14 protein-coding genes are annotated in these 21,471 nt (G+C 68.5%); 3 read left to right on the top strand and 11 right to left on the bottom strand.

The genetic code is table 11. From position 1 onward, the window contains the following. Positions 1-398 precede the first annotated feature (398 nt). Genes OKA11_RS16665 through OKA11_RS16675 form a run of 3 tightly spaced genes read right to left on the bottom strand, consistent with a single transcriptional unit; the run spans position 399 to position 7,220 of the window. Entirely contained in the window at positions 399-1,280 is an 882-nt protein-coding gene (locus OKA11_RS16665) for a transglutaminase family protein (protein ID WP_267222487.1), read from the bottom strand. Then, positions 1,280-3,823, bottom strand: coding sequence for a circularly permuted type 2 ATP-grasp protein (locus tag OKA11_RS16670; protein WP_267222342.1), 2,544 nt, complete (start codon positions 3,821-3,823; stop codon positions 1,280-1,282). The genes OKA11_RS16665 and OKA11_RS16670 overlap by 1 nt, the downstream gene beginning before the upstream one ends. A gap of 7 nt (positions 3,824-3,830) precedes the next feature. Continuing rightward, positions 3,831-7,220 (bottom strand): transglutaminase family protein, encoded by a 3,390-nt coding sequence (locus OKA11_RS16675; protein WP_267222344.1) that lies wholly within the window; start codon positions 7,218-7,220, stop codon positions 3,831-3,833. A 179-nt stretch (positions 7,221-7,399) separates the two neighbouring features. On the opposite strand from OKA11_RS16675, the gene OKA11_RS16680 reads away from it, so the two are divergent. Next, positions 7,400-9,568, top strand: a complete 2,169-nt coding sequence (locus OKA11_RS16680; RefSeq protein ID WP_267222346.1) for an RNA degradosome polyphosphate kinase — start codon at positions 7,400-7,402, stop codon at positions 9,566-9,568. Between the two features lie 86 nt (positions 9,569-9,654). After that, on the top strand, positions 9,655-11,136 hold the full coding sequence (locus tag OKA11_RS16685) for a Ppx/GppA family phosphatase (RefSeq protein WP_267222348.1): 1,482 nt from the start codon (positions 9,655-9,657) through the stop codon (positions 11,134-11,136). 225 nt (positions 11,137-11,361) lie between these two features. On the opposite strand, the gene virB11 is transcribed toward OKA11_RS16685, so the two are convergent. From virB11 to OKA11_RS16725, 8 genes are all read right to left on the bottom strand, one after another. Beyond that, on the bottom strand, positions 11,362-12,402 hold the full coding sequence (gene virB11, locus OKA11_RS16690; RefSeq protein ID WP_379489326.1) for a P-type DNA transfer ATPase VirB11: 1,041 nt from the start codon (positions 12,400-12,402) through the stop codon (positions 11,362-11,364). Positions 12,403-12,420: 18 nt separating this feature from the next. Next, positions 12,421-13,512: a TrbI/VirB10 family protein gene (locus OKA11_RS16695; protein WP_267222352.1), complete on the bottom strand. Its 1,092-nt coding sequence runs from the start codon at positions 13,510-13,512 to the stop codon at positions 12,421-12,423. A gap of 2 nt (positions 13,513-13,514) precedes the next feature. Further along, a complete protein-coding gene (locus OKA11_RS16700) occupies positions 13,515-14,384 on the bottom strand; it encodes a TrbG/VirB9 family P-type conjugative transfer protein (RefSeq protein ID WP_267222353.1) in 870 nt (289 codons plus the stop codon). Continuing rightward, positions 14,384-15,697, bottom strand: a complete 1,314-nt coding sequence (locus tag OKA11_RS16705) for a type IV secretion system protein (RefSeq protein WP_267222355.1) — start codon at positions 15,695-15,697, stop codon at positions 14,384-14,386. Before OKA11_RS16705 ends, OKA11_RS16700 begins: the two co-directional genes overlap by 1 nt. Positions 15,698-15,702: 5 nt before the next feature. Next, the gene (locus OKA11_RS16710) at positions 15,703-18,135 is read right to left on the bottom strand and encodes a VirB4 family type IV secretion/conjugal transfer ATPase (protein ID WP_267222357.1); all 2,433 of its coding nucleotides are present in this window, start codon (positions 18,133-18,135) and stop codon (positions 15,703-15,705) included. A gap of 116 nt (positions 18,136-18,251) precedes the next feature. After that, positions 18,252-18,533 carry a type IV secretion system protein VirB3 gene (locus tag OKA11_RS16715; RefSeq protein WP_142632556.1) on the bottom strand — a complete coding sequence of 94 codons (282 nt, stop codon included), beginning with the start codon at positions 18,531-18,533 and terminating at the stop codon, positions 18,252-18,254. A gap of 3 nt (positions 18,534-18,536) precedes the next feature. Then, positions 18,537-18,878: a TrbC/VirB2 family protein gene (locus tag OKA11_RS16720; RefSeq protein ID WP_267222360.1), complete on the bottom strand. Its 342-nt coding sequence runs from the start codon at positions 18,876-18,878 to the stop codon at positions 18,537-18,539. 300 nt (positions 18,879-19,178) lie between these two features. After that, positions 19,179-19,553: a tetratricopeptide repeat protein gene (locus OKA11_RS16725; RefSeq protein ID WP_267222363.1), complete on the bottom strand. Its 375-nt coding sequence runs from the start codon at positions 19,551-19,553 to the stop codon at positions 19,179-19,181. 316 nt (positions 19,554-19,869) lie between these two features. Here OKA11_RS16725 and OKA11_RS16730 point away from each other — a divergent pair, with 316 nt between their 5' ends. Further along, positions 19,870-21,468, top strand: coding sequence for a hypothetical protein (locus tag OKA11_RS16730; protein ID WP_267222365.1), 1,599 nt, complete (start codon positions 19,870-19,872; stop codon positions 21,466-21,468). Positions 21,469-21,471 lie beyond the last annotated feature (3 nt).

Genomic DNA, 21,471 nt, shown 5'->3' on the forward strand with positions numbered 1-21,471 from the left:
GGCGCATATGAGGCAATTTCAAGCGATGTCGTCCTCTGCTTGAACGCTTCCGAGAAGTGACCGATTTTGGTTGGCGGCCGATGCGATGGGAGGGCCAGCTATCCTTCTAGGGCACTCAGGACCGGACAGTCTAAAATCGGCCCAACTAGGTCATTCTGCCCCCGCCCGTTCAGGCTGAGCCTGTCGAAGCCTCCTAGCCGGAGCGCGAGGCTACCCATCCTTCGACAAGCTCAGGATGAGCGGGGTGGACGGAGCGGTGTCCACTTCCAACCTCTAAATGCGTGCGCAACATTCAGGCGGGGCGCAAGGTGGACATTCCGAGGGACCGGGGGATCTCCTGAGTTTATCGAAGGACCCCGGGAATCTTCCCTTTTTCTTCTGAACCGTTCCGCGCCTGTTCAACCCAGCGGCGCGACGTCTACCGAGAAGAACATCGTCTGCTCCGACGATCCCCGGAAGGTGCCGTCCAGCGGGGCGACGTCCGAATAGTCGCGGCCCATGCCGATGAAGATGTGGTCGGTATCGGCCAGCATGTCGTTGGTGGGATCGAAGCCGATCCAGCCAAGCTCGTCGCCGCACCACAGGTTCACCCAGGCGTGCATGGCGTCGGCGCCGACGAGGCGTTCCTGTCCCGGTGGCGGTAGGGTGCGCAAGTAGCCGCTGACGTAGGCCGCCGGAATGCCGTGGGCGCGGGCGGCGATGATCATGATATGGCTGAAGTCCTGGCAGACGCCGTGGCGCGCGCGGAAGGCTTCGATGGGCGGCGTATCGGCGACGGTGGCGCCGGCCTCGTAGGCGAACTGGTCGTGGATCGCCGCCATCAGCGCCCTCCCCGCCTCCACCACCGGCATCGTTTCGCTGAGGAACGCGCTCGACCACATGGCGATGTCGCGTTCCGGCACGGCGATGGGCGAGGCGAAGCTGTAGGAGGCGGGGCCGAGCGGCGAGAGGTCGGGCTTGAGCATCGCCCGTTCGCGCAAGTCGGCAAGGCCGGGGCCGGTGGCATCGGTGATGCGCGCGGGCAGCGGCTCCTTCTCCACCGTGAAGCGGCTCTCGATCTGGAGCTGCGAGATCGGCTCGCGCAGGGAGAAGCGCGCCTCGTTGACGTAGTAGCCGCCCTCGCGTTCGGCCACCGTGGCGGGCTGGGGATCGACGCTCAGCGCGTAGTCGCTCAGCCGCTGTCCCCGCCATGGGCTGGGCCGCAGGCGCGCGTTGAACTGGGCGAGGCGCACGGGCGCGGCATATTCCAGCGTGGTGATATGGCTGACCGAATAGCGCATCACAGCAAGGCGGTCCGGCGCTCGGCCTGTTCGGGGTCGAACTGGAGGAAGTAGCGCGCCGAAATCGCGTCGGACAGGCCGTAGAGTTCCTGTTCGATCTCGGCGAGGGCAAGGCTGCTCATGTCCTGCGCGGCGGCGGCCTGGAGGCGGCCGAGCAGCGCGCGGGCGGCGCGCATCGGCGCTTCGGGCAGGTTGTCGTCGCGCACGCTCGGCAGGGCGGCGAGATGCTCGACCACACCGGCGATCTGGAACACCAGCGCGCGCGGGTTGTCGGGATCGAGCAGCAGCAGATCGCGCACCGGTCCGGCCATCGGCCCGGTGAGGTAGCGCGTGCGGTAGATGATCTGGCTGTCGCACACGTCCAGCAGCACGCCCAGCGCGCCGGTGCCGTCGGGGCCGTCCGGCCCGGCGGGCGAGGCGGCATCGCCGAGGCGGCGCACCATCCGGCAGATGCCCTGCGCACGCTCGATCCGCTGGCCGATCTCGAGGAAGCGCCATGCCGCGGAGCGCACCATGTTCTCGGACACGAGGCCTGCCAGCGCGCTGAAATGCTCGGTCAGCGACCGCACCGCGCCCAGCAAGGTGGCGGGGCGATGGAGGTCCACTTGCGGCACGGCCTGGCTGACCAGCCGCCAGAAGTCGCGCGCGAAGCGTTCGCGCAGGGCCAGCCCCACCGCCTGGCGCCGCCGCAGCAGCGCGGTGACGCCGCCGGGCAGGCTTGCCTCGGCCAGCACCGCGGCGCAGATCGCCTGCACGTCCGCCGCCGCGCCGGGGGTCTCGTCCGGCGAAGCGATGCTGCCGGTTTCGCCCAGCAGGCCGACCAGCGCGCCGACCACGCCGCCCTGCTCCGCCGGGCCGCCGTCGACCTCCACCGAGCCGTCGAGCAAGGCCCGCAGCACGCGGGTGACCAGCTGCGCGCGTTCGTTGTAGCGGCCGAACCAGTAGAGATTGTCCGCCGCCTGGCTGGCGAGGATGCCGCCCCCACGCGAGATCGGCGGCTCGGTCAGCGTGCGCAGGGTGAACTGCGCGGGGCTCGGCGCCTCGTCGACCACCCAGACGTCGGCGGAAATCTCGCCCTCGCCCATCAGCGAGGTCGGCAGCGCCTGACTGGCGGCGAGGCGGGCGAAGCCGCCGGGCATGACGGTCCAGTTGCCGTCGGCATCGCGGGCCACGAAGGCGCGCACGGTGAAGGGACGCGGCACCACCTCGCCGCCGACGATGGCGGGCGCGGTGGAGAGGTGGACGATCTCCTGCCCGCAATAGTCCATCGGGCGGCGAGCCAGCGCCTCGAGCAGCGCGCCGCGCTGCGCACTGTCGAGATCGGCACCGGCCACCGGCTCGCGCCGCTCCAGCGCCTCGACCGGCTGGCCGAAGGCGGGCAGCACGGCCAATTCGGCAAGCCGCCCGGCAACGGTCGCGCTTTCGGCAGCCTGCCCGCACCACCAGGTGGCGATGTTCGGCAGGATCGGTTCCTCCCCCAGCAGAACCTTGCAGAGACGCGGCATGAAGGCGGCAAAGGCGGGGCTTTCCAGCACTTCGGTGCCCGGCCAGTTGATCATGCCGACACCGCCGCGCGCCCAGGCCTCGAACAGGTTGGCGACGCCGAGCTGCGAGCGGGCATCGAAGGCGAGCGGGTCCAGCGAGGTCGTGTTGATCCAGCGCCAGATCGAATCGACGCGCTTGGGGCCCGCGATCGTGCCCACCCAGAGCCGGTCCTCCACCACCGAAAGGTCGCGCCCTTCCACCAGGGGGAAGCCGAGATAGCGCGCGAGATGCGCCTGTTCGGCATAAGTCTGGTTGAAGCGCCCCGGCGTCAGCAGGGCGATGCGCGGCGCCTCGCGCCCGCAGGCGGCGATCATGCCTTCGCGCATGACCGCGAAAAAATCGACGATGCGGCGCACTTGCTGGTCGGCCAGCAGGTGTCCGGCGAGCCGGGTCATCGCCAGCCGGTTTTCCAGCGCGTAACCGATGCCCGAGGCGATCCGCACACGGTCCTGCAGCACCCGCCACTGGCCGCGCGGGCCGCGCGCGAGGTCGGCCGAATAGACCTGGATGAAATGGGGATGCGCCTGCTCCGCCCCCAGCCGCCGGGCCGGGTCGAGCATCTTGCGCGCGAAGAACGGGCTTCCGGCGATGGCGGCCGCCGGCAGATGGCCTTCGCGCACCATGCGCTGGTCGCTGTAGATGTCGGCGGCCAGGTGCTCGAACAGTTCGGCGCGCTGGATCAGCCCCCGCTCGATCACCTCCCACTCGCCCGCGCCGATCACCACCGGCATGGCGTTGAGCGGCCAGGCGCGTTCCTCTTCCTCGCCAGTGACCCGGAAGGTCAGGCCAAGGTCCGCGGCATTGCGCGTGGCGGTTTCCTGCAAGGCGGCGGGATCGCCCTCGGACAGCGCGGCAAGCCCGCAGGCGACCGCCCGCCAGCGCGCGGCGACCGGATCGGCGGCATCGCCGAACAGGTCACCGCCCGAGACCGGCACCGGGTAGGCATCGAGCCAGCCGGGCGGGCTATCGGTCAGTCCGGGTGGCGGTGCGGCGGCCATGGGGTCATCATGCCCCGAGCGGGCGGCGCAAGTCGAGCGAATAGGGGAACTCGCCCGGCACTTCCTCGGGCGGGGCCGGCATCGGGCCGGGCGAATGGCCGTGCGGCTGGAACCGCGCCTTGCGCCGCGCCTCGGCCTCATAGCCGTTGATCGGCACGTCGTCGTAATGGCGGCCACCCGGATGGGCGACATGGTAGACGCAGCCGCCCAGCGAGCGCCCGTTCCACAAGTCCATGATGTCGAACGTCAGCGGCGCATGGGCCGCCAGCATCGGATGAAGACACTCGGCCGGCGCCCAGGCCTTGTAGCGCACACCGCCGACGCCTTCGGAAGGGCCCGTCATCGTCAGCGGCACGCGCCGTCCATTGCACGAGATGACATGGCGCCCGGCGACCAGTCCGCTCGCCCTCACCTGCAGGCGCTCGGTCGAACTGTCGACATAGCGCACGGTGCCGCCGATCGCCCCGGTTTCGCCCAGCACGTTCCACGGCTCCAGCGCATGGCTGATTTCCAGCGTCACGCCGCCGCCCTCGACCTCGCCGTGGACCGGGAAGCGGAACATGCGCTGCGCCTCGAACCATGCCGGGTCGAAGCGGTATCCGGCGCGGGCGAGATCGCCCAGCACGTCCATGAAGTCCGCCCAGACGAAATGACCGAGCATGAACCTGTCATGCAATTGCGTGCCCCAGCGCACCAGCGCCCCGGACTGCGGCTCCTTCCAGAACCACGCCGTGAGCGCGCGCAGCAGCAATTGCTGGGCAAGGCTCATCCTGGCATCCGGCGGCATCTCGAAGCCGCGGAACTCGACCAGGCCGAGGCGGCCGGTCGGCCCATCGGGGCTGAACAGCTTGTCGATGCAGATTTCGGTGCGGTGGGTATTGCCGGTGACGTCGACCAGCAGGTTGCGGAACAGGCGGTCCACCACCCACGGCGCCGGTTGCGAATGCCCGGGGCCTTCTGAAAACGGATTGGGCACTTGCGACAGCGCGATTTCCAGCTCGTAGAGCGCATCGTGCCGCGCCTCGTCGATGCGCGGGGCCTGGCTGGTCGGGCCGATGAACAGGCCGGAAAACAGGTAGCTGAGCGAGGGATGGCGCTGCCAGTAGGTGACGAAGCTCTTGAGCAGGTCCGGGCGGCGAATGAACGGACTGTCGAGCAGGCTGGGCCCGCCCAGCACGATATGATTGCCCCCGCCGGTGCCGATCGAGCGGCCGTCGACCATGAATTTGTCCGCCGTCAGCCCCACTTCGCGCGCGGCGTCGTACAGCGTCTCGGTGATCTCCACCGTCTCGCGCCACGAGGCGGAAGGGTGGATGTTGACTTCGATCACGCCGGGATCGGGCGTGACTTTCAGCACCTGCAGGCGCGGATCGGGCGGCGGCGGATAGCCCTCGATCCGCACCGGAATGCGCTGCCCGGCGGCGACTGCCTCGACGGCGGCGACCAGTTCGAGATAGTCCTCCAGCCGCTCGGTCGGCGGGATGAACACGGCGAGGTAATCGCCGCGAGGCTCCACCGTCAGCGCGGTGCGCACCGCGCCTTCGATCAGCTGCTGCTCCACGCGCTCCCCCGCCGCGCCGCTGCCCGCCGCGCGGACATGTTCGGTCCGCTGCGCCTCGACGCTGCCCGAAAGCCGGGTCTCGGACCCGCGCGCGGTCACCTGCTCGCGGTAATCGGCGAGCGGCTCGCGCGGCTCGGCGGTGTCGCGCGGGTGGATATAGGGATAGGCCGAAGGCGGCACATAAGGCAGCGCGCCCAGCGGCAGGCGGTAACCGAGCGCGGAATCGCCCGAAACCGCCGTCAGCACCCCGCGCCGCACCCGCCAGACCTCGCTCTTCCAGCGCGGCGCCTGGCGCACCGAGGCGTTCCAGCGCTGCACCGGCAGGACGAAGCCGGTCGGCTTTTCCAGGCCGCGCCGGTAGACGCGGCGGAAGCGGCGGGCCAGTTCCTCGTCGTCGATATGCGAGTCTTCGGGCACGGTGTTGACCGGCAGCTGCTCCTCGCGGAACTTCCACCAGTCGGCATCCTCGAACACCGGCTGCACGAATTCCTCTGCCAGCCCGAGATTGAGCGCGGCGCCCTTGAGCAGCGCATCGGCGGCGCCGGCATCGATCGAAGGCACCGGATCGGGATCGCCGCCCTTTTCCAGCGGCTTCTCGCTGGCGATCAGGCTCTCGTCGCGCCAGATCGGCACGCCGTCCCTGCGCCAGTAGATCGAATAGCCCCAGCGCGGCAGCGTCTCGCCCGGATACCACTTGCCCTGCCCGTGGTGGAGCAGCGATCCCGGCGCGAATTTCGCGCGCAGCAGGCGGATCAGCTTGTCGGCATAAGCCGCCTTGGTTGGGCCGACCGCCGCGCCGTTCCACTCGGGCGCCTCGAAATCGCCATCGGCAATGAAGGTCGGCTCGCCGCCCATCGTGAGGTTGGCGCCCGCCGCCACAAGATCGGCGTCCACCGCATCGCCAAGGTCCAGCAGAGCCTGCCAGCGTTCCTCGGTGAAAGGCTTGGTGATCCGCACCGCCTCGGCAATGCGCGAGACGTTCATCTCGAAATGGAAATCGACTTCGGCAGGCTCGGCCATGCCCTCGATCGGGGTGGCGGAGCGATAGTGCGGCGCAGCGCAAAGCGGAATGTGCCCCTCGCCCGCGAACATGCCCGAAGTGGCGTCGAGCGCGATCCAGCCCGCGCCGGGCACATAGGCCTCGGCCCAGGCGTGGAGGTCGGTCACGTCCTGAAGCACGCCCTTGGGGCCGTCCTTGGGGATCACGTCGGCGACCAGCTGGATCGAATAGCCCGAGACGAACCGCGCCGCGAAGCCGAGCCGGCGCAGCAGCTGCACCAGGAGCCAGGCCGAATCGCGGCACGACCCGGTGCCCACCGCCAGCGTCTCTTCCGGGGTCATCACCCCGGTCTCCATGCGGATCACATAGCCGATGCGCTGTTGCAGGCGGCTGTTGATGTCGACCAGGAAATCGACCGTGCGGCCTTCGTATCCGGCGTGTTCATCCACCAGTCCCTCGAACAGCGGGCCCTGCTCTTCCAGTTCGAAATAGGCGGCAAGGTCCGCCTTCATGCTGTCCGAATAGGCGAAGGGATACGTCTCCGCCTCGGGCTCGACGAAGAAGTCGAAGGGGTTGATGACCGCGAGTTCGGCCAGGAGGTCCACCTCGATCGAGAAGTGGTCGATCGGGTCGGGAAACACCACCCGCGCCTGCCAGTTGCCGTGCGGATCCTGCTGCCAGTTGAGGAAATGCTCGGGCGGGCTGATCTTCAGCGAATAGTTGGGGACCGCCGTGCGGCTATGCGGCGCGGGGCGCAGCCGTATGACCTGGGGACCGAGGCGCACCCGCCGGGAGTAACGGTAGCGCGTGAGATGGTGGAGAGCCGCCTTGATCATCGGCAGTGACTGTGCGCCAATCTATGCTGCACTGCAATGATCTTCCATTGGTCTTACAGCAGGAACTTGTTAGATTGCGCAAGAACCCCTCCCGATTGCAGCAAAAGTGTCATCGTGGCATGCAAGGGGGTCCAACGGGTGCGCGGCGCCCATCTCTCGCTCGAACGAAGACGTAGGACATGCTGGACATTCACGAAGACGCAGCCATCGGTGAAAGCAATCCGGTGACCGACGTCGCCACCCTGCCCAATCGCTACTTCAACCGCGAACAGAGCTGGCTGGCCTTCAACGAACGCGTCCTCGCCGAGGCGAGCAATCCCCATTACCCGCTTCTGGAGCGGCTGCGCTTCCTCTCGATCTCGGGCAGCAACATCGACGAATTCCTGATGGTGCGCGTCGCCGGCATCGCCGGGCAGGTGCGCCGCCAGATCGAGGAAATCTCGATGGACGGCCTCACCCCTTCGCAGGCGATCGCCATCACCCATGAAAAGGTGCTGGAACTCGAGGCGATCCAGCAGGACACCTGGGCCAACCTCAAGGTCCAGCTGGCCGGCGAAGGCATTCGCGTGATCGGCGAGGAACCGCTCGACGCCGAGCAGCAGGCCTGGCTGCGCAACTACTTCCTCGAACACGTCATGGCAGTGATCACCCCGCAGGCGATCGACCCGGCGCACCCCTTCCCCTTCGTCGCCAACCAGGGCATCGGCATCCTGTTCTCGCTGACCCGCGTGGCGGATGACGCCCCGGTCATGGAAATGGTGCTGATCCCCGCCCCGCTGCCGCGCTTCGTGCGCATTCCCGGCGAGGAGGCGGCGTGGATCTCGATCGAGGACGTGATCTGCCGCAATGCCGACGAGCTGTTCCCCGGCTTCACGCTGCACGGCCACGGCGTGTTCCGCATCCTGCGCGACAGCGACATCGAGATCGAGGAAGATGCCGAGGATCTGGTGCGCTACTACCGCACCGCAATCCAGCGCCGCCGCCGCGGCCTCGTCATCGTGCTCCAGCTGCAGGGCAAGTTCGATCCCGCTGCGGAAGAACTGCTGCGCAACCAGCTCGGCCTCGACAAGTCGCTGATCATGAAGACCGAGGGGCTGATCGGCTTCTCCGGCCTGTCGACGATCTGCGACGAGGATCGGCCGGAACTGAAGTTCGAACCCTATACCCCCCGCTATCCCGAACGCATCCTCGAGCATGACGGCGACATCTTCGCCGCCATCCGCGAGAAGGACATCGTCGTCCAGCACCCCTACGAGAGCTTCGAGGTGGTGATCGACTTCCTGCGTCAGGCCGCGCGCGACCCCGACGTGATCGCGATCAAGCAGACGCTCTACCGCGCCGGCAAGCAGTCGGCGATCATCTCCGCGCTCATCGGCGCGGCCGAACAGGGCAAGTCGGTGACCGCGGTGGTCGAACTGAAAGCCCGCTTCGACGAGGAGCAGAACCTGCTCTGGGCCAGCCAGCTGGAACGCGCGGGCGTTCAGGTGATCTACGGTTTCGTGGACTGGAAGACCCACGCCAAGACCTCGATGGTGGTACGGCGCGAGGGCGACGGCTACCGCACCTACTGCCACTTCGGCACCGGCAACTACCACCCGATCACCGCGCGCGTGTATACCGACCTCTCCTACTTCACCGCCGATCCGGCGATGGGGCGCGATGTCGGCCGCCTGTTCAACTTCATCACCGGCTATGTCGAGCCCAAGGGCACCGAGTGCCTGTCGATCTCGCCGATCTCGCTGCGCTCCACGCTCTACAGCAACATCGACGGCGAGATCGCCAATGCCCGCGAGGGCAAGCCCGCGCAGATCTGGGCCAAGATGAACTCGCTCACCGACCCCGGCCTCATCGACAAGCTCTATGCCGCGAGCGAAGCGGGCGTCGACATCGAGCTCGTCGTGCGCGGCATCTGCTGCCTGCGCCCCGGCATCACCGGATTGTCGGAAAACATCACCGTGAAATCGGTGATCGGCCGCTTCCTCGAGCATTGCCGCATCTGGGCCTTCGCCAACGGCTCCGAGCTGCCCAACCGCAAGGCCAGGGTCTACATCACCTCGGCCGACGCGATGAGCCGCAATCTCGACCGCCGGGTCGAGGTCATGGTGCCGATCACCAACAAGACCGTGCACGACCAGGTGCTCGACCAGGTCATGCTGGCCAATCTGCTCGACACCGAACAGTCCTGGGTGCTCCACCCCGATGGCCGCTACGACCGGGTGGGAGAAGTGGACAACCCCTTCAATCTCCACCGCTATTTCATGACCAACCCGTCGCTTTCAGGGCGCGGTGCATCGCTTGCCAGTGGACGAAAGGTGCCAAAGCTCTCGCTAAGACGAGGCAACATCTGACATAAGGGGGTCTTGAGGCCCGAGTCCCGGGCCGAGAGGCAATCGACCAAAGACCCCCCTATGATCGGCATCAGCCTGGTTTTCTTATGATCGGCATCAGCCTCAAGAGCGAAAAGCGCGCGATCATCGACATCGGTTCGAACACCGTGCGTCTGGTGATCTACAACGGGCCGCCCCGCGCGCCCGTCGTCATCCTCAACGAAAAGGTCAGCGCCCGCCTCGGCCGCGACCTCGGCAAGACCGGCGCGATCGCCGAAAAGGGCATGCGCAGTGCGCTCATCGCGCTCGGCCGCTTCGCCGGCCTGCTGCGCCTGTTCGAGGTGAAGAACGTCGAATGCGTGGCGACGGCCGCCGCGCGCGATGCCTCCAACGGTCCCGAGTTTCTCGACGCGGTCCGCGCGCTCGGCCTCCAGCCGCGCCTGCTCACCGGCGAGGAAGAAGCCCGCGCCAGCGCCACCGGCGTGATCGCCGCCTTCCCCGGCGCGCGCGGCGTGGCCGCCGACCTCGGCGGCGGCAGCCTCGAACTCGTCGAGATCGCCGATGGCGAAAGCTGGCACGGGGTCACCTTGCCGCTCGGCACCCTGCGCCTGCCGGACCTGCGCGCCAAGGGCCCGGCCGCCTTCGCCGACACCGTGCGCGACGGCCTCAAGCGGGCCGGATGGGAACAGGGCAAGGGCCTGCCGCTCTACATCGTCGGCGGCTCCTGGCGCGCCCTCGCGCTCCAGGCCATGCGCGTGCTCGACTGGCCGGTGGACGACCCTCACGGCTTCGAACTGCCCGCCTCCGAGGCGCTCGAACTCGCCCGCGAGTTCGCCAAGGGCAAGCTCGGCGACATCGATTCGCGCACGTCCGCCTCGCGCCTTGCCTCGCTGCCGGATGCCGCCGCGCTGATGGCCGAAGTCATCACCCGCCTCAAACCGTCCAAGCTGGTGTTCTCCTCCTGGGGCCTGCGCGAAGGCCTGCTCCACGCCCAGCTCGATGCCGCAGTGCAGGCCGAAGACCCGATGCTCGCCAGCGTCGCCGCCTTCTCGGCCAGCGCCCGGGTGACGGCGGACGATGCCGTCGCCGTCGCCAGGTGGACCGCTGCGGTCTGCCGCGAGGAACCGCAGGACCGCCAGCTGCGCCAGGCCTCCGGCCTGCTTGCGCTGGCCGCCATGCGCACCGAACCGAACCTGCGCACCGAAGAGGCAATGACCTGGGCCCTGCGCAAGCGCTGGATCGGCCTCGACATGCACGGCCGCGCGATGATGGCGATGACCGTCTTCGCCAACTCCGGCCAGACCGCCGTGCCGGACGCCTTCGCCCGCCTCGCCTCGAAGGAAGACCTCGACCGCGCGATCGGCTGGGGCCTCGCGGTGCGCCTCTGCCGCCGCCTGACCGGCTGCTCGCCGTCCGGCCTGTCGCAGACCTCGCTGCGGATCGAGGACGGCGCGCTGGTGCTCAGGCTGTCGGAAACCATGCGCCCGCTCTACAGTCCCGGCGTCGCCAAGGATCACAAGACCCTGGCGGACTGGCTGGGACTGGAGTGCGAAGTGCGCGATGCGACCGGGCTGGCGATCGCCGACTGAGGGGAAGATTGAAGCAGGGGGTCAACACCCCCTGCCCCCCAATAGCGTCTTCGTGGTGCCCCGCGCCATCGGTTGCGCCCCCATGGCTGCGCCGGAAGGCGCGCGCTAGAGCAGTTTCCGATCCGATTGCGTCGGGCCAACTGCTCTAAGACTTTGGTTTTACGCGTTTTCAGAGTCATAAGGTGATTCCACCTGATTCGAAAACGCTCTGGAACTTCCTCTGTTCTAGCCAACCAAAGTCGCACTCTCGGCGATCTGGCTGATCCCGCGCTTGCCGTCCCGGCGGTCGAGCTGCACGACGATGTCGATCACCGAGGCCGCATATTCCAGCGTCTCCGCGCGCGTCAGCCCCAATCCCGTCTGCATCGACATCAGCGCGATCTGCTCCAGTGCACCGCGCGGGGTATTCGCGTGGACGGTCGAGAACGAGCCCGGATGGCCGGTGTTGATCGCGCGCAGGAACGAAACCGTCTCGCCGCCGCGCAGTTCGCCCAGCACGATGCGGTCGGGCCGCAGGCGCAGCGCCGCTTGCAGCAGGTCGTTGGCCGAGACTTTGGCCTCGCCCAGTTCGCCTTTCACCGCGATCAGGCCCACGCCGTTGGCGCCCGGCAGGTGCAGTTCGGCGGTATCCTCCACCAGCACGACACGCTCGTGCCCGGGGATTTCGCCGAGCATGGCGTTGAGGAACGTGGTCTTGCCGGTCGAGGTGCCCCCCGAGATCAGGATCGTGCGGCGGCGGCGGATGGCATCGCGCAGGAAGGCGATGGGCTCGGCCATCGGATCGGGCGCGGGCTGTTCGACCGGAGGCGTGATCGGCCCCCGGTCATAGGCGTCGAGCGGCAGTTCGAGCAGGCGGTGGCGGCGGATCGCCATGGCCCAGTCGGAGCGCGTCGCCGGCGGGCCGACCAGCTGGATACGCGCGCCGCTCCCCTGCCCGCCGCCGTAGCCGGACAGCGTGGCGGAAAGCAGCGGATGCTCGCGGTTGATGCCCTGGTGGCTGATCCGCGCGACCTGTTCGGCAAGGCGCTGGAGCAGGCGGTTGTCGAGCGCGGGCAAGGCCACGCGCTGCATGCCGGAGAGCGCCGCATCCTCGATCCACACCTCGCCCGGCCGGTTGACGAGGATCTCGGTCACCGTCTCCTTGTCGAGCCAAGGCCGCAGCGGCGCGAGGTAGGCGTCGAGATAGACGCTGCGCTGGGCGCCCTGCGCCTCACCTTCAGACATGGGTGCGCCAGGCAGGGCCTGCAGAGAAAGAACGTCCGCCATCGATCCAACCTTCACCGATCATTGCGCCTGGCTGAAATCGAGGTCCTTGGCGGTGAACACGCGGATCGGCTCGCCCTGGCGCACGCGGATGGTCGGGCCGACGCTGCCGTTCTGCTGGATCGCCGCCGCCGCCGCCGACTGGCCGCCGCCGACCACCACGCTCGACCCGCTCGACACGATGGTCGAGAGGCCGCCGACGACGGAAAGCAGCATGGCCGAGCCGAAACGCTCGAAGAAGTGGCTGTTGACCTTGCCCGCAAGGCCGGTCTCGCCGCCGAAGGCGACAGCCGGCGAGCCGAGGTTCACCGAGACGCCGTCCGGGCGGATCAACCGGCTCCAGATCACGTAGGCGCGCTTCTGCCCGGCGGTCAGGCCGCTCTTGTACTGGCCGATCAGGCGCGAGGAGCGCGGGATCAGCACGCGCTTGCCGTCGAAGCTGCGCACGTCGGTGGAGACGATGGCGCGCACGTAGCCGGGCACGTCGGTATCGATGGCGGTTTCCAGTACCGCCGGGATCAGCGTGCCCTGCGTGACCGTGGTGGCCGGATCGAAGTTGCGGGTCGCCGAGGCGGTGGAGCCGGTGCCGCCCACGCGGGCGGCGAAATCGTCGTTGGCGTTGCCGCCGCCCTTGGCCTCACCGGCAGGTCCGGCAAGCCCGGCCGGCGCCGGTCCGGCGCCGACGTCGAAAACCACGGTCGGGCTGGCGTAAGGATTGGCGGCAGGCGCCGCGCCCGGCGCGGCGGCCAGCACCGGCGCGGGCGCCGGGGCGGGCAGCGGGGCGGCGGCGGGCGCGGCGACCGGCGCGGGCGCTGGCACGGCAGGAGCGGGCGCGATGGCGGCGGCCTGCGGAGCCGCGGCGGGCGGCGTGGGTTCAACCCCTGCAACCGGCGACTTGCGCACCGAATCCATCGACCACAGCGTCAGCCCGCCCAGTGCCATCACGAAGACGATCCCGGCGGCAAGCCCCAGCCCGTCGGCCTTCTTGCGCTGGGTGACGCGCGGCAGGACGTTGCGGGTGGTGAGATCGATGACCTCGGCGCCCTGCCCGTCACGCGGGTCGGTGGCGGCATCGGCAGCGATCTTTTCGCGCATCGTGGAATTGGGCGCCATGGTCAGTTCCCCTTGGCCGGAGCAGGCGTGGCAGTGGCAGTGGTATTGGCAGCGACCGCTGCGGCAGGAACAGCCGGTGCGGCGGGAGCGGCAGCAGCGGCAGGCGCCGCATCGCTGCGGTTGTTCTCCAGCGTGGCGCTGGCCTTGCCCGAGCGCAGGATGATCAGCCGGGGCACTTCGGCCACCACGATCGTCTGGCCGCGCACGGCGTAGTTCACCGGGCCTTCCTCACCCTTCTCGTTCTGCACGAGAATGGCGGGCACGGCGGTGTTTTCCGGCCAGAGCAGATACGTGGAAAGCCCGTCGTCATAGACGCGCGCGGGCAGCAGCCGGGGCGCGCCGGTGCGTTTCCACGCGAAGTTGAGCGCTGCCGGATCGGCGGGCATCGCCATCGCATCCCCCTCGGCGATCGCGCGCTCGGACGGTTCGAGCCCCGCCAGCGCCGCCCCCGCAATGGCGGGCGCGGTCTCTGCCGGTTCGTCCTTGTAGGTGAAGCGCAGCATGTAGAGCGGCCGCGCCTTGGCCGAGGCGACGAGGTCGAAGAAATAGGTGTGCCGGTTGGTCACCACCGTCATGTTGGTGCGCGCGCTGGCTTCCAGCGGCTTCACGAACAGCAGGTCGGCGCGCTTGTTGGGGGTGATCTGCCAGGTCTGCGAATCGCCCACCGCCACGTTCTCGATCGATTCGCCCTTGCCGAAGGCGATCGTCGCCTGAACGCCGGCCTTGCCGTCGATCCGCACGACCTGGTTGTCGGCGAAGGGACGCTCGACCAGGCGCTCGTCCGCCCTTGCGGGCGCGGCAAGCATCAGCAGCGCGGGAATGGCGGTCACAGCGAGGGAGACACCACGCATTTGGGCCTTGCTGCGGAACATCACGAATTCTCCTTCACCGGCTTCGATGCGGTGTTCTGGGTCGCGGTAGGGTGGGACGCCGGGCGCCCGCTGTCGTTCGATGCACTGCGGAACCGGCTGCCGATGCCGCGCGCGCGCGAGGCATGGCTGTGTCCCAGCGGCTCGATTCCGCCGCCCGAGACCTGGGTTACCACGGTTCGCCGCTCGCTTGAATGCGTCGCCGCACCGGCGGCTGCGCCCGAGGCCGCCATGGCCGCCGCGCTGGCGGCCGAGACGGCAGGCGCGCGGCCTTGCGCAGCGGACGGTGCAAATGGCGGCACCTGCACCGAAGGCGGCGGCGGCGCGGCCTGCGAGGCACTGTCGCGCTCCCCGCGCGAACGCGCGCCATCGGCAAGGCCGAACACCCGCCAGCCGGACACCAGCGTGGCGGAAACCTTGAGCATCATGCCCATCAGCGCCAGATGCACGGCGGCAACGACGAACAGCGCCATCGCCGCCCGCCCGTCGATCTCGCCCAGCTGCGCGCCCTGCACCAGCGAGGAGACGATCGGCACCAGCAGTTCCAGCGTGATCCCGCCGCCCAGCACCACGAACAGCGGCGTCAGCGCGGTCAGCACGACGCCGCGCAGCCAGCCTGCGGTAAGGCCTCGCGTGCCGCCGAACAGGCCCATGACCACGAAGATCGGCCCGAGCGCGACCAGCACGCCCAGCGCAATGCGCGCGGTGAGCAGCACGCCCACGGTGCCGAGCAGCAGCATCAGCGCGCCCATCCACATCACGCTATCGGGCGAGAACAGCCCCGCGCCGCCTGCCGCAGCCGCCTTGGCAGCCCCGGCTCCGGCCGTGGCCCCTGCCGCTCCTGCCTGCGCAGCGCCCTGAGCGGCCTCGCCGCCGCCCTGCCCGGCAGCCTGCGAGGCTTCGGCAATGGCGTTGAAGACGATGTCGATGCGGTCGCCGAAGATCTGCGTGGCCGATCCCTTGGCGCCCATCACCACGCCCGCGATCCAGTCCGGCCCGCCGATGGCGAGGTTCCAGACCACGCTCTGGTACGCCATCCAGCTGGTCGCGAAGGTCAGCACGAAGCCGATCGTCAGCATGCGCGGCGTCAGCGCCGAGACGCTGAGGCTGGAGCGCCCGGACAGCAGCGAGAAGCCGAGAAACGCGATGTACAGCGTCAGCACGGGGATGAGGACCAGCCCCATCGCCCCGCCGGCGCCGAACAGGCGCCCGAAGGCGGCCGCCGCCATCTCGTTGGAGACGCAGTCCACCGCGCGCAGCGCCGGGGCGACGCCCTGGGAGGCCAGTTCGGTGAGTTGTTCGCAAGCGGCGCTCATTCGCCCTACTCCGCCGCCTGGCCCCAGGCGGCATCGTCATCATGTTCACCTGGCCACTGGAAGCCGGTGAGCAGCGGATACCAGGCCGAAGGCGCGTCGCCGTACCGCTCGCGAAGCTGGTCGAGCTTGCGCACGGTGCTCTCGCGGCCGGACAGCACGGTGAGCACTTCGGGCATGCCCGAAAGATCGAGGCGCACCACCACCGAAGCGTCCGACTGGCGGATCAGGAAGCAGCGCGAGTGCGCGGGCAGCGTCTTGATGACGTCGAGTTCGTGCTGCGACAGGCCGAAGCCCTCGCAATAGTCCTCGTAGCGGGCGCGGGCATTGGGCATGAACACCATCGTCGCGGTCTGCTCGACCAGTGCCGTGGCGATCTTGCTGTCGAGCGCGTCGCGCGCGGACTGGGTGGCGAAACCGACCAGCGCGTTGCGCTTGCGCAGCGTCTTGAGCCAGTCGCGGATGCGCGCGGCGAAGACTTCGTCGTCGAGCGCCTTCCAGCCCTCGTCGATGAGGATCATCGTCGGCTCGCCGTCGAGGCGCTCGTCGATGCGGTGGAACAGGTACATCATGACCGGCGTGCGCAGGCGCGGGCTTTCCAGCAGCGCGGTCATGTCGAAGCCCAGCACGCGGGCCGACAAGTCGAGCCGGTCGTGCTGGTTGTCGAACAGCCAGCCATGTTCGCCGCCCCCATGTGGACCATTGCTTATCCAGGCGTCGAGGCGGCTGGCAAGATCGCCCGGTTCCGGGCGGCGCGCACCGGCCAGCAGTTCGCGGAAGTGCGAGAGGCGGCGCAGCGCGGGATCATTGTGGTAGGCCGCGTCGACAGCACCGGCGATCGTCGCCAGTTCTTCCGGCCCCTTGGCCTCCAGCAGCACGCCCAGCCAGTCGCGCAGGAACGCGCGGTTGGCGGCGGTGTCGGGCAGCGAAAGCGGGTTGAAGCCGGTGGGATGCCCGGCGGCGACGCGGCTGTAGGTGCCGCCGATGCCGCGCAGGAACACTTCGGCGCCGCGATCCTTGTCGAACAGCACGGTGCGGGGGCGGAACTTCTGCGCCTGGGCGGCGAGGAAGTTCATGACCACCGTCTTGCCCGAACCCGACGGACCGATGACGGTGAAGTTACCGAGATCGCCCTGATGAAAGTTGAAGAAGAACGGCGTCGCGCTGGTGGTGGCCAGCAGCGTGACCGCATCGCCCCAGTGGTTGCCGCCCGCCTGCCCCATCGCGAAGCCGTGGAGCGAGCCGAAGCAGGCCATGTTGGCGCTGGAAATCAGCGCGCGGCGCACGATCATCGCCTCGTTGCCGGGGAACTGGCCCCAGAAGCCGGGCTCCATGTTGACGTCCTCGCGCACCGCGACGGCACCGGCATCGGCCAGCGCGGCGGCGCAGGAGGCAGTCACCTCGTCCAGCCCTTCGAGCGTGGGCGAGCGCACCAGCACCGACAGATGATGGTCGCCGAAACCGACCGCGCCGGTGCCCAGCGCATCGCGCGCGGCGCTCATTTCACGGCGCTCGGCCATCGCCTCCTCGTCCGCCGAGCGCAGGCGGCGGATCGCAAGATCAATGCGTTCACGCGCGATCTGGCGGTCGCAGGGGGCATACGTCTCGGTCAGGACCAGTTCGGTGGGCAGGCGCAGCAAGGCGTCGGTGAGCCCCGGCGAGGTCGAATCGGGGTAGTCCTTGAGACTGACCAGCGAGGCGAAGCCCGAACCTTCAGCGCCGCGCAGTTCCAGCGCGTCCATCCCGAAGCTGATCCGGCGATAGGGCAGCATGTGGCCAAGGTCGGTGCCCTCCACCGGGCGGCGCACCGGGCGCATCTCGCCGTTGTAGAGCGCCGAGACCAGTTCCAGCACTTCCGAGCAGTTGCCCGCCGCGCCCTCGTAATCGCCGAGGATCCGCGCGCCGTAGGAGCCGAGCGAGGCAACCATCGCCGTCGCTACCGCGCGCAAGGCGCGCACATCGGAGACATCGGCTTCGGCGGGGGCCTTGCCGCTATTCTTCATGAAGCGGGACAGCTTGTCCGCCCAGCCCGCCTTGCCGCGCGCGGGGCGGCGGACCAGGGTGATGAACTGGTCGTTGACGAACAGCGCGCCCGAACCCGTGCGCGCCTTCCAGCGGGCATCGATATGGGCGGCAAGCGGATCGTCGAACTGGGCGTCCATCGCGATCTCGACGCGGCGGCGGATCACGTGGTGGTACAGCACGAAGCGCGCGTCGAGCGAGGAGCGCAGCAGCACTTCGCGGGTGGCGACGTGGGCGTTCAGTTCCTCGCTGTCGGCCGTCTCGAACGCGAGACCCGGCACCACCAGCGAGAGCATGACCGACCCGTCACGCAGCAGCACGACGTTCTCATCGACGAACGACTGGTAGGGCAGCCGGTCGCCCACCATGGCTTCCTTGGCACCCCAGCCCTTCAGCGCGGACTTTCTGTTTCCGGACATCGTACCCATTCCCCCGGATTGCCCGCTCCAGGGCGGATCGACATTGAGTTCAGGTGGGCCTGCGATGCTCGATAATCGCGCTTCGCAGGCCCGCATGGGCTGAATGTCGATCCGCCCTAGGGCGAATAGCTGTTGCAGCCCCAACGCTGCCAGTTCGGCACGCGCGGGCACTTGCTGACCTTGGCGAGCCAGAGGTCGAAGATGCGCGGCTCGCGCAGGCAGGCGACGTAGCCGATGCCGTGCACCAGCAGCGCCACCGGCAGCGCCCAGAAGCTCTTGGTGATGAGGAAGGCTTCCGTCGTCACCAGGCCGTTGATGATGAAGAAGGTGAAAGTCACCCCCGCGAACATCTGCGGGCGGGTGAGCGCGCGGTGCACCGGGAAGCGCGCGAGGCTCATGCCTCAGCCCGCCGCCGACTGGATGCCGGAGACGATCGCGCCGGCCCCGAACAGCACGAAGCAGCCGATGATCACGGTCGCCCCGAAGCGCCAGTTCATGCGCCCGGTCAGCATCATGAAGCCGACCGCCGCCACCGCCATCACGGCAACGGCCGTGGCGACATGGCCGAGCAGCGTGCCCTGGAGCCAGCCCAGCGCCGCCACGATCGGGCCGGAGCCGGCCGGATCGGCGCTACCTGCCGCCTGCGCATTCGCAGCGACCGGCGCCATGGCAGCAAGCGCTGCAAAAATGTTGAAAACGCCGCGAAACTTGCGGGTGCCAAGCTGAACGTGTCGAATCACCATGCCCTCCGTATGGAGGCCAAGTGCGTTATCCGGATGACAGGTGTGTGACGGTGAGACGGCAAAATCGACCGCCGTGTTGCAATCCTGATGCAAGAATCACGAAACCGCCATCGCGACTCGCGGCAAACCGCAGGCAGATCGCGCAGCCCGCCCACCTTCCCCGCATGGCGCGACCCGAAGGGGAAGGCGATCAGGGAGGTGAGCAGGACGGAGACGGAGACGGTGACGGAGCAGGGGACGGAGAGCGGATTACCGCCCTCCGCGCCGCTCCGAGACCATCACCGGACCGCCGACTCGCGATCAGCGCGAGGCCTGCGCATTGGCGCGCAGCAACTGGCCCAGCGCGCGGCGTGCGGCAAAGCGCGAATCGGCCCAGGTCCCGTCCGCCAGCTGAAGATCGTAGCGCTCCGGGCTGTTGACGGCGGCACGGTAGCTGGCGAGCGCCTTCTCGGTCTGGCCATTGGCCACATAGGCCGCGCCGAGGTTGATGAGGGTGGCCGGATCGTCCGACTTCGGCGCCCCGGCCGCTTCCAGCTTGCGCAGCGCATCCTGCGCCCTGCCGGCGGACAGTTCATCATAGGCGACATCGACACGGTCATGCGTCGGCTCGGCGGCAGCCAGCGAGGCGGGCGACTGGGCGAGCAGGACGGCGAGGGCAAGGGCGGTAAGGGACACGGCAGTTCTCCCGGTTCGATCTGTTGATTGCATGCAACATCCGCCGGAAAACGCGCGTCCGCAAGAAAATGACGCAAGTGTCATAAAAATGCAATCAAGCCGTGAATCGCGAGGCCGGACGCGAGTCGGAGCCGCTTTCCGTCGCATCCGGGGGCAAATGCGTAAGACCGCAGGCCGGACGGTCATATTGCCGTCATCCAACCGAATATTTCTGTCACGGTAACGCCAACAAACTGTCACCCCCTCCCCCTAGACGCCCCTCACAGCGAAGGCGGACTCGCCGTCTCGTAGCGACCTGTCCAACGGGGGAACTCACGTGAAGACTATCCATGGCATGCTGCTGCTCGGCTGCAGCGCACTTGCACTTGCCGGTTGCGGCGCCGACGACGTTGCCTCGCCGGGCGCGGGAAGCATCGTGATCAACAATCCGACGCCGACCCCCACCCCGACCCCGACGCCCACTTCGGGCACCGTCACCGCCGCCGCTTCGTGCCCCAGCTTCAACGCCACCGGCGGCCTGACCGACAGCGGCATCATTTCCGGCCCCGAAGGCACCTGGCGCGTCTGCACCCTGCCCGCGCTGGTCGACGTCAGCTCCAGCCTGCCCAAGGTCGCCGGCGTGCTCTATCGCCTGAACGGCCGTGTCGACGTCGGCTGCGACGGCGGCTTTGCCGCGCCGACTTCGGCCAAGCCCTTCGCCACCACCACCGCCAGCTGCGCCAGCCGCTCGCTGACCGCCGACACCAACGTCACCCTGACCATCGATCCGGGCGTCATCGTCTACGGTGAAAACGGCGCAGAACCGGCCTGGCTTGCCGTCAACCGCGGCAACAAGATCAACGCCGTCGGCACCGCCGCGGCCCCGATCATCTTCACCAGCCGCTCGAACGTGGTCGGCCTCAACGACGACAGCTCGCAAGGCCAGTGGGGCGGCGTCGTGCTGCTCGGCCGCGGCGTGGTGACCGACTGCAACTACGGCTCGACCGCTGCCGCCACCTGCGAACGCGACACCGAAGGGTCGGTCAACAAGGCCGTCTTCGGCGGCGCCGACAACACCTACAACGCCGGTTCGATGAAGTACGTGCAGATCCGCTATTCGGGCTTCGTGCTGTCGAACGGCAAGGAACTGCAGTCGCTGACCGCCGAGGGCGTCGGCACCGGCACCACGCTGGAATACTTCCAGTCGGTCAACAGCTCGGACGACGGCGCCGAGTTCTTCGGCGGCGCCGTGAACTTCAAGCACTACATCTCGGTCAACGCCGACGATGACAGCCTTGACGTCGACACCGGCCTCCAGGGCAACTTCCAGTACGTCCTGCTGCTCCAGCGCAGCGGCGGCGGCGACGCCATGGTCGAGGCCGACTCGAACGGCCTCGAAACCGACACCCCGCGCCAGAAGACCGTGATCGCCAACTTCACGATGGTCCAGCCGGCGGTCAGCTCGAACAACGAAGCGAACGACCTCGCCTCGCTGCTGATCCGCGGCAACGCCGACGTGACGCTGGCCAACGGCGTGATCAACACCCCGAACAACGAGTGCCTTCGCCTCAACGGCACCGGCACCGTGCCGGCCACGCTCAAGGCCTACTCGGTGGTGATGAGCTGCAACTCGGCCAAGTACCTCGGCTCGGGCAGCTATACCGCCACCAACACCCAGAGCCAGTTCGGCTCGGGCAGCAACAACAACAACGACGCCTTCACCTCGACGCTGACGAGCACCTTCATCAACGGCACGAACGAAAGCGGCGTCACCGCCTACACCGGCCTCACCACGCTCTCGAGCTACTTCGACGCCGCCACCTACATCGGCGCCGTCAAGAACGCTGCGGACACCTGGTACAAGGGCTGGACCTGCAACAACGCCACCGGCGCGTTCGGTTCGACCTACAGCTGCACGGCGCTGCCGACCACCTGATCG

The organism is Novosphingobium clariflavum, from assembly GCF_026420865.1.
Taxonomy (GTDB): domain Bacteria; phylum Pseudomonadota; class Alphaproteobacteria; order Sphingomonadales; family Sphingomonadaceae; genus Novosphingobium; species Novosphingobium clariflavum.

What these genes read in the sequence shown, in the direction of transcription:
- OKA11_RS16665 (WP_267222487.1), bottom strand. Translation starts at nt 1,280, where the DNA reads ATGCGCTATTCGGTCAGCCATATCACCACGCTGGAATATGCCGCGCCC.
- OKA11_RS16670 (WP_267222342.1), bottom strand. Translation starts at nt 3,823, where the DNA reads ATGGCCGCCGCACCGCCACCCGGACTGACCGATAGCCCGCCCGGCTGG.
- OKA11_RS16675 (WP_267222344.1), bottom strand. Translation starts at nt 7,220, where the DNA reads ATGATCAAGGCGGCTCTCCACCATCTCACGCGCTACCGTTACTCCCGG.
- OKA11_RS16680 (WP_267222346.1), top strand. Translation starts at nt 7,400, where the DNA reads ATGCTGGACATTCACGAAGACGCAGCCATCGGTGAAAGCAATCCGGTG.
- OKA11_RS16685 (WP_267222348.1), top strand. Translation starts at nt 9,655, where the DNA reads ATGATCGGCATCAGCCTCAAGAGCGAAAAGCGCGCGATCATCGACATC.
- virB11 (WP_379489326.1), bottom strand. Translation starts at nt 12,402, where the DNA reads ATGGCGGACGTTCTTTCTCTGCAGGCCCTGCCTGGCGCACCCATGTCT.
- OKA11_RS16695 (WP_267222352.1), bottom strand. Translation starts at nt 13,512, where the DNA reads ATGGCGCCCAATTCCACGATGCGCGAAAAGATCGCTGCCGATGCCGCC.
- OKA11_RS16700 (WP_267222353.1), bottom strand. Translation starts at nt 14,384, where the DNA reads ATGTTCCGCAGCAAGGCCCAAATGCGTGGTGTCTCCCTCGCTGTGACC.
- OKA11_RS16705 (WP_267222355.1), bottom strand. Translation starts at nt 15,697, where the DNA reads ATGAGCGCCGCTTGCGAACAACTCACCGAACTGGCCTCCCAGGGCGTC.
- OKA11_RS16710 (WP_267222357.1), bottom strand. Translation starts at nt 18,135, where the DNA reads ATGTCCGGAAACAGAAAGTCCGCGCTGAAGGGCTGGGGTGCCAAGGAA.
- OKA11_RS16715 (WP_142632556.1), bottom strand. Translation starts at nt 18,533, where the DNA reads ATGAGCCTCGCGCGCTTCCCGGTGCACCGCGCGCTCACCCGCCCGCAG.
- OKA11_RS16720 (WP_267222360.1), bottom strand. Translation starts at nt 18,878, where the DNA reads ATGGTGATTCGACACGTTCAGCTTGGCACCCGCAAGTTTCGCGGCGTT.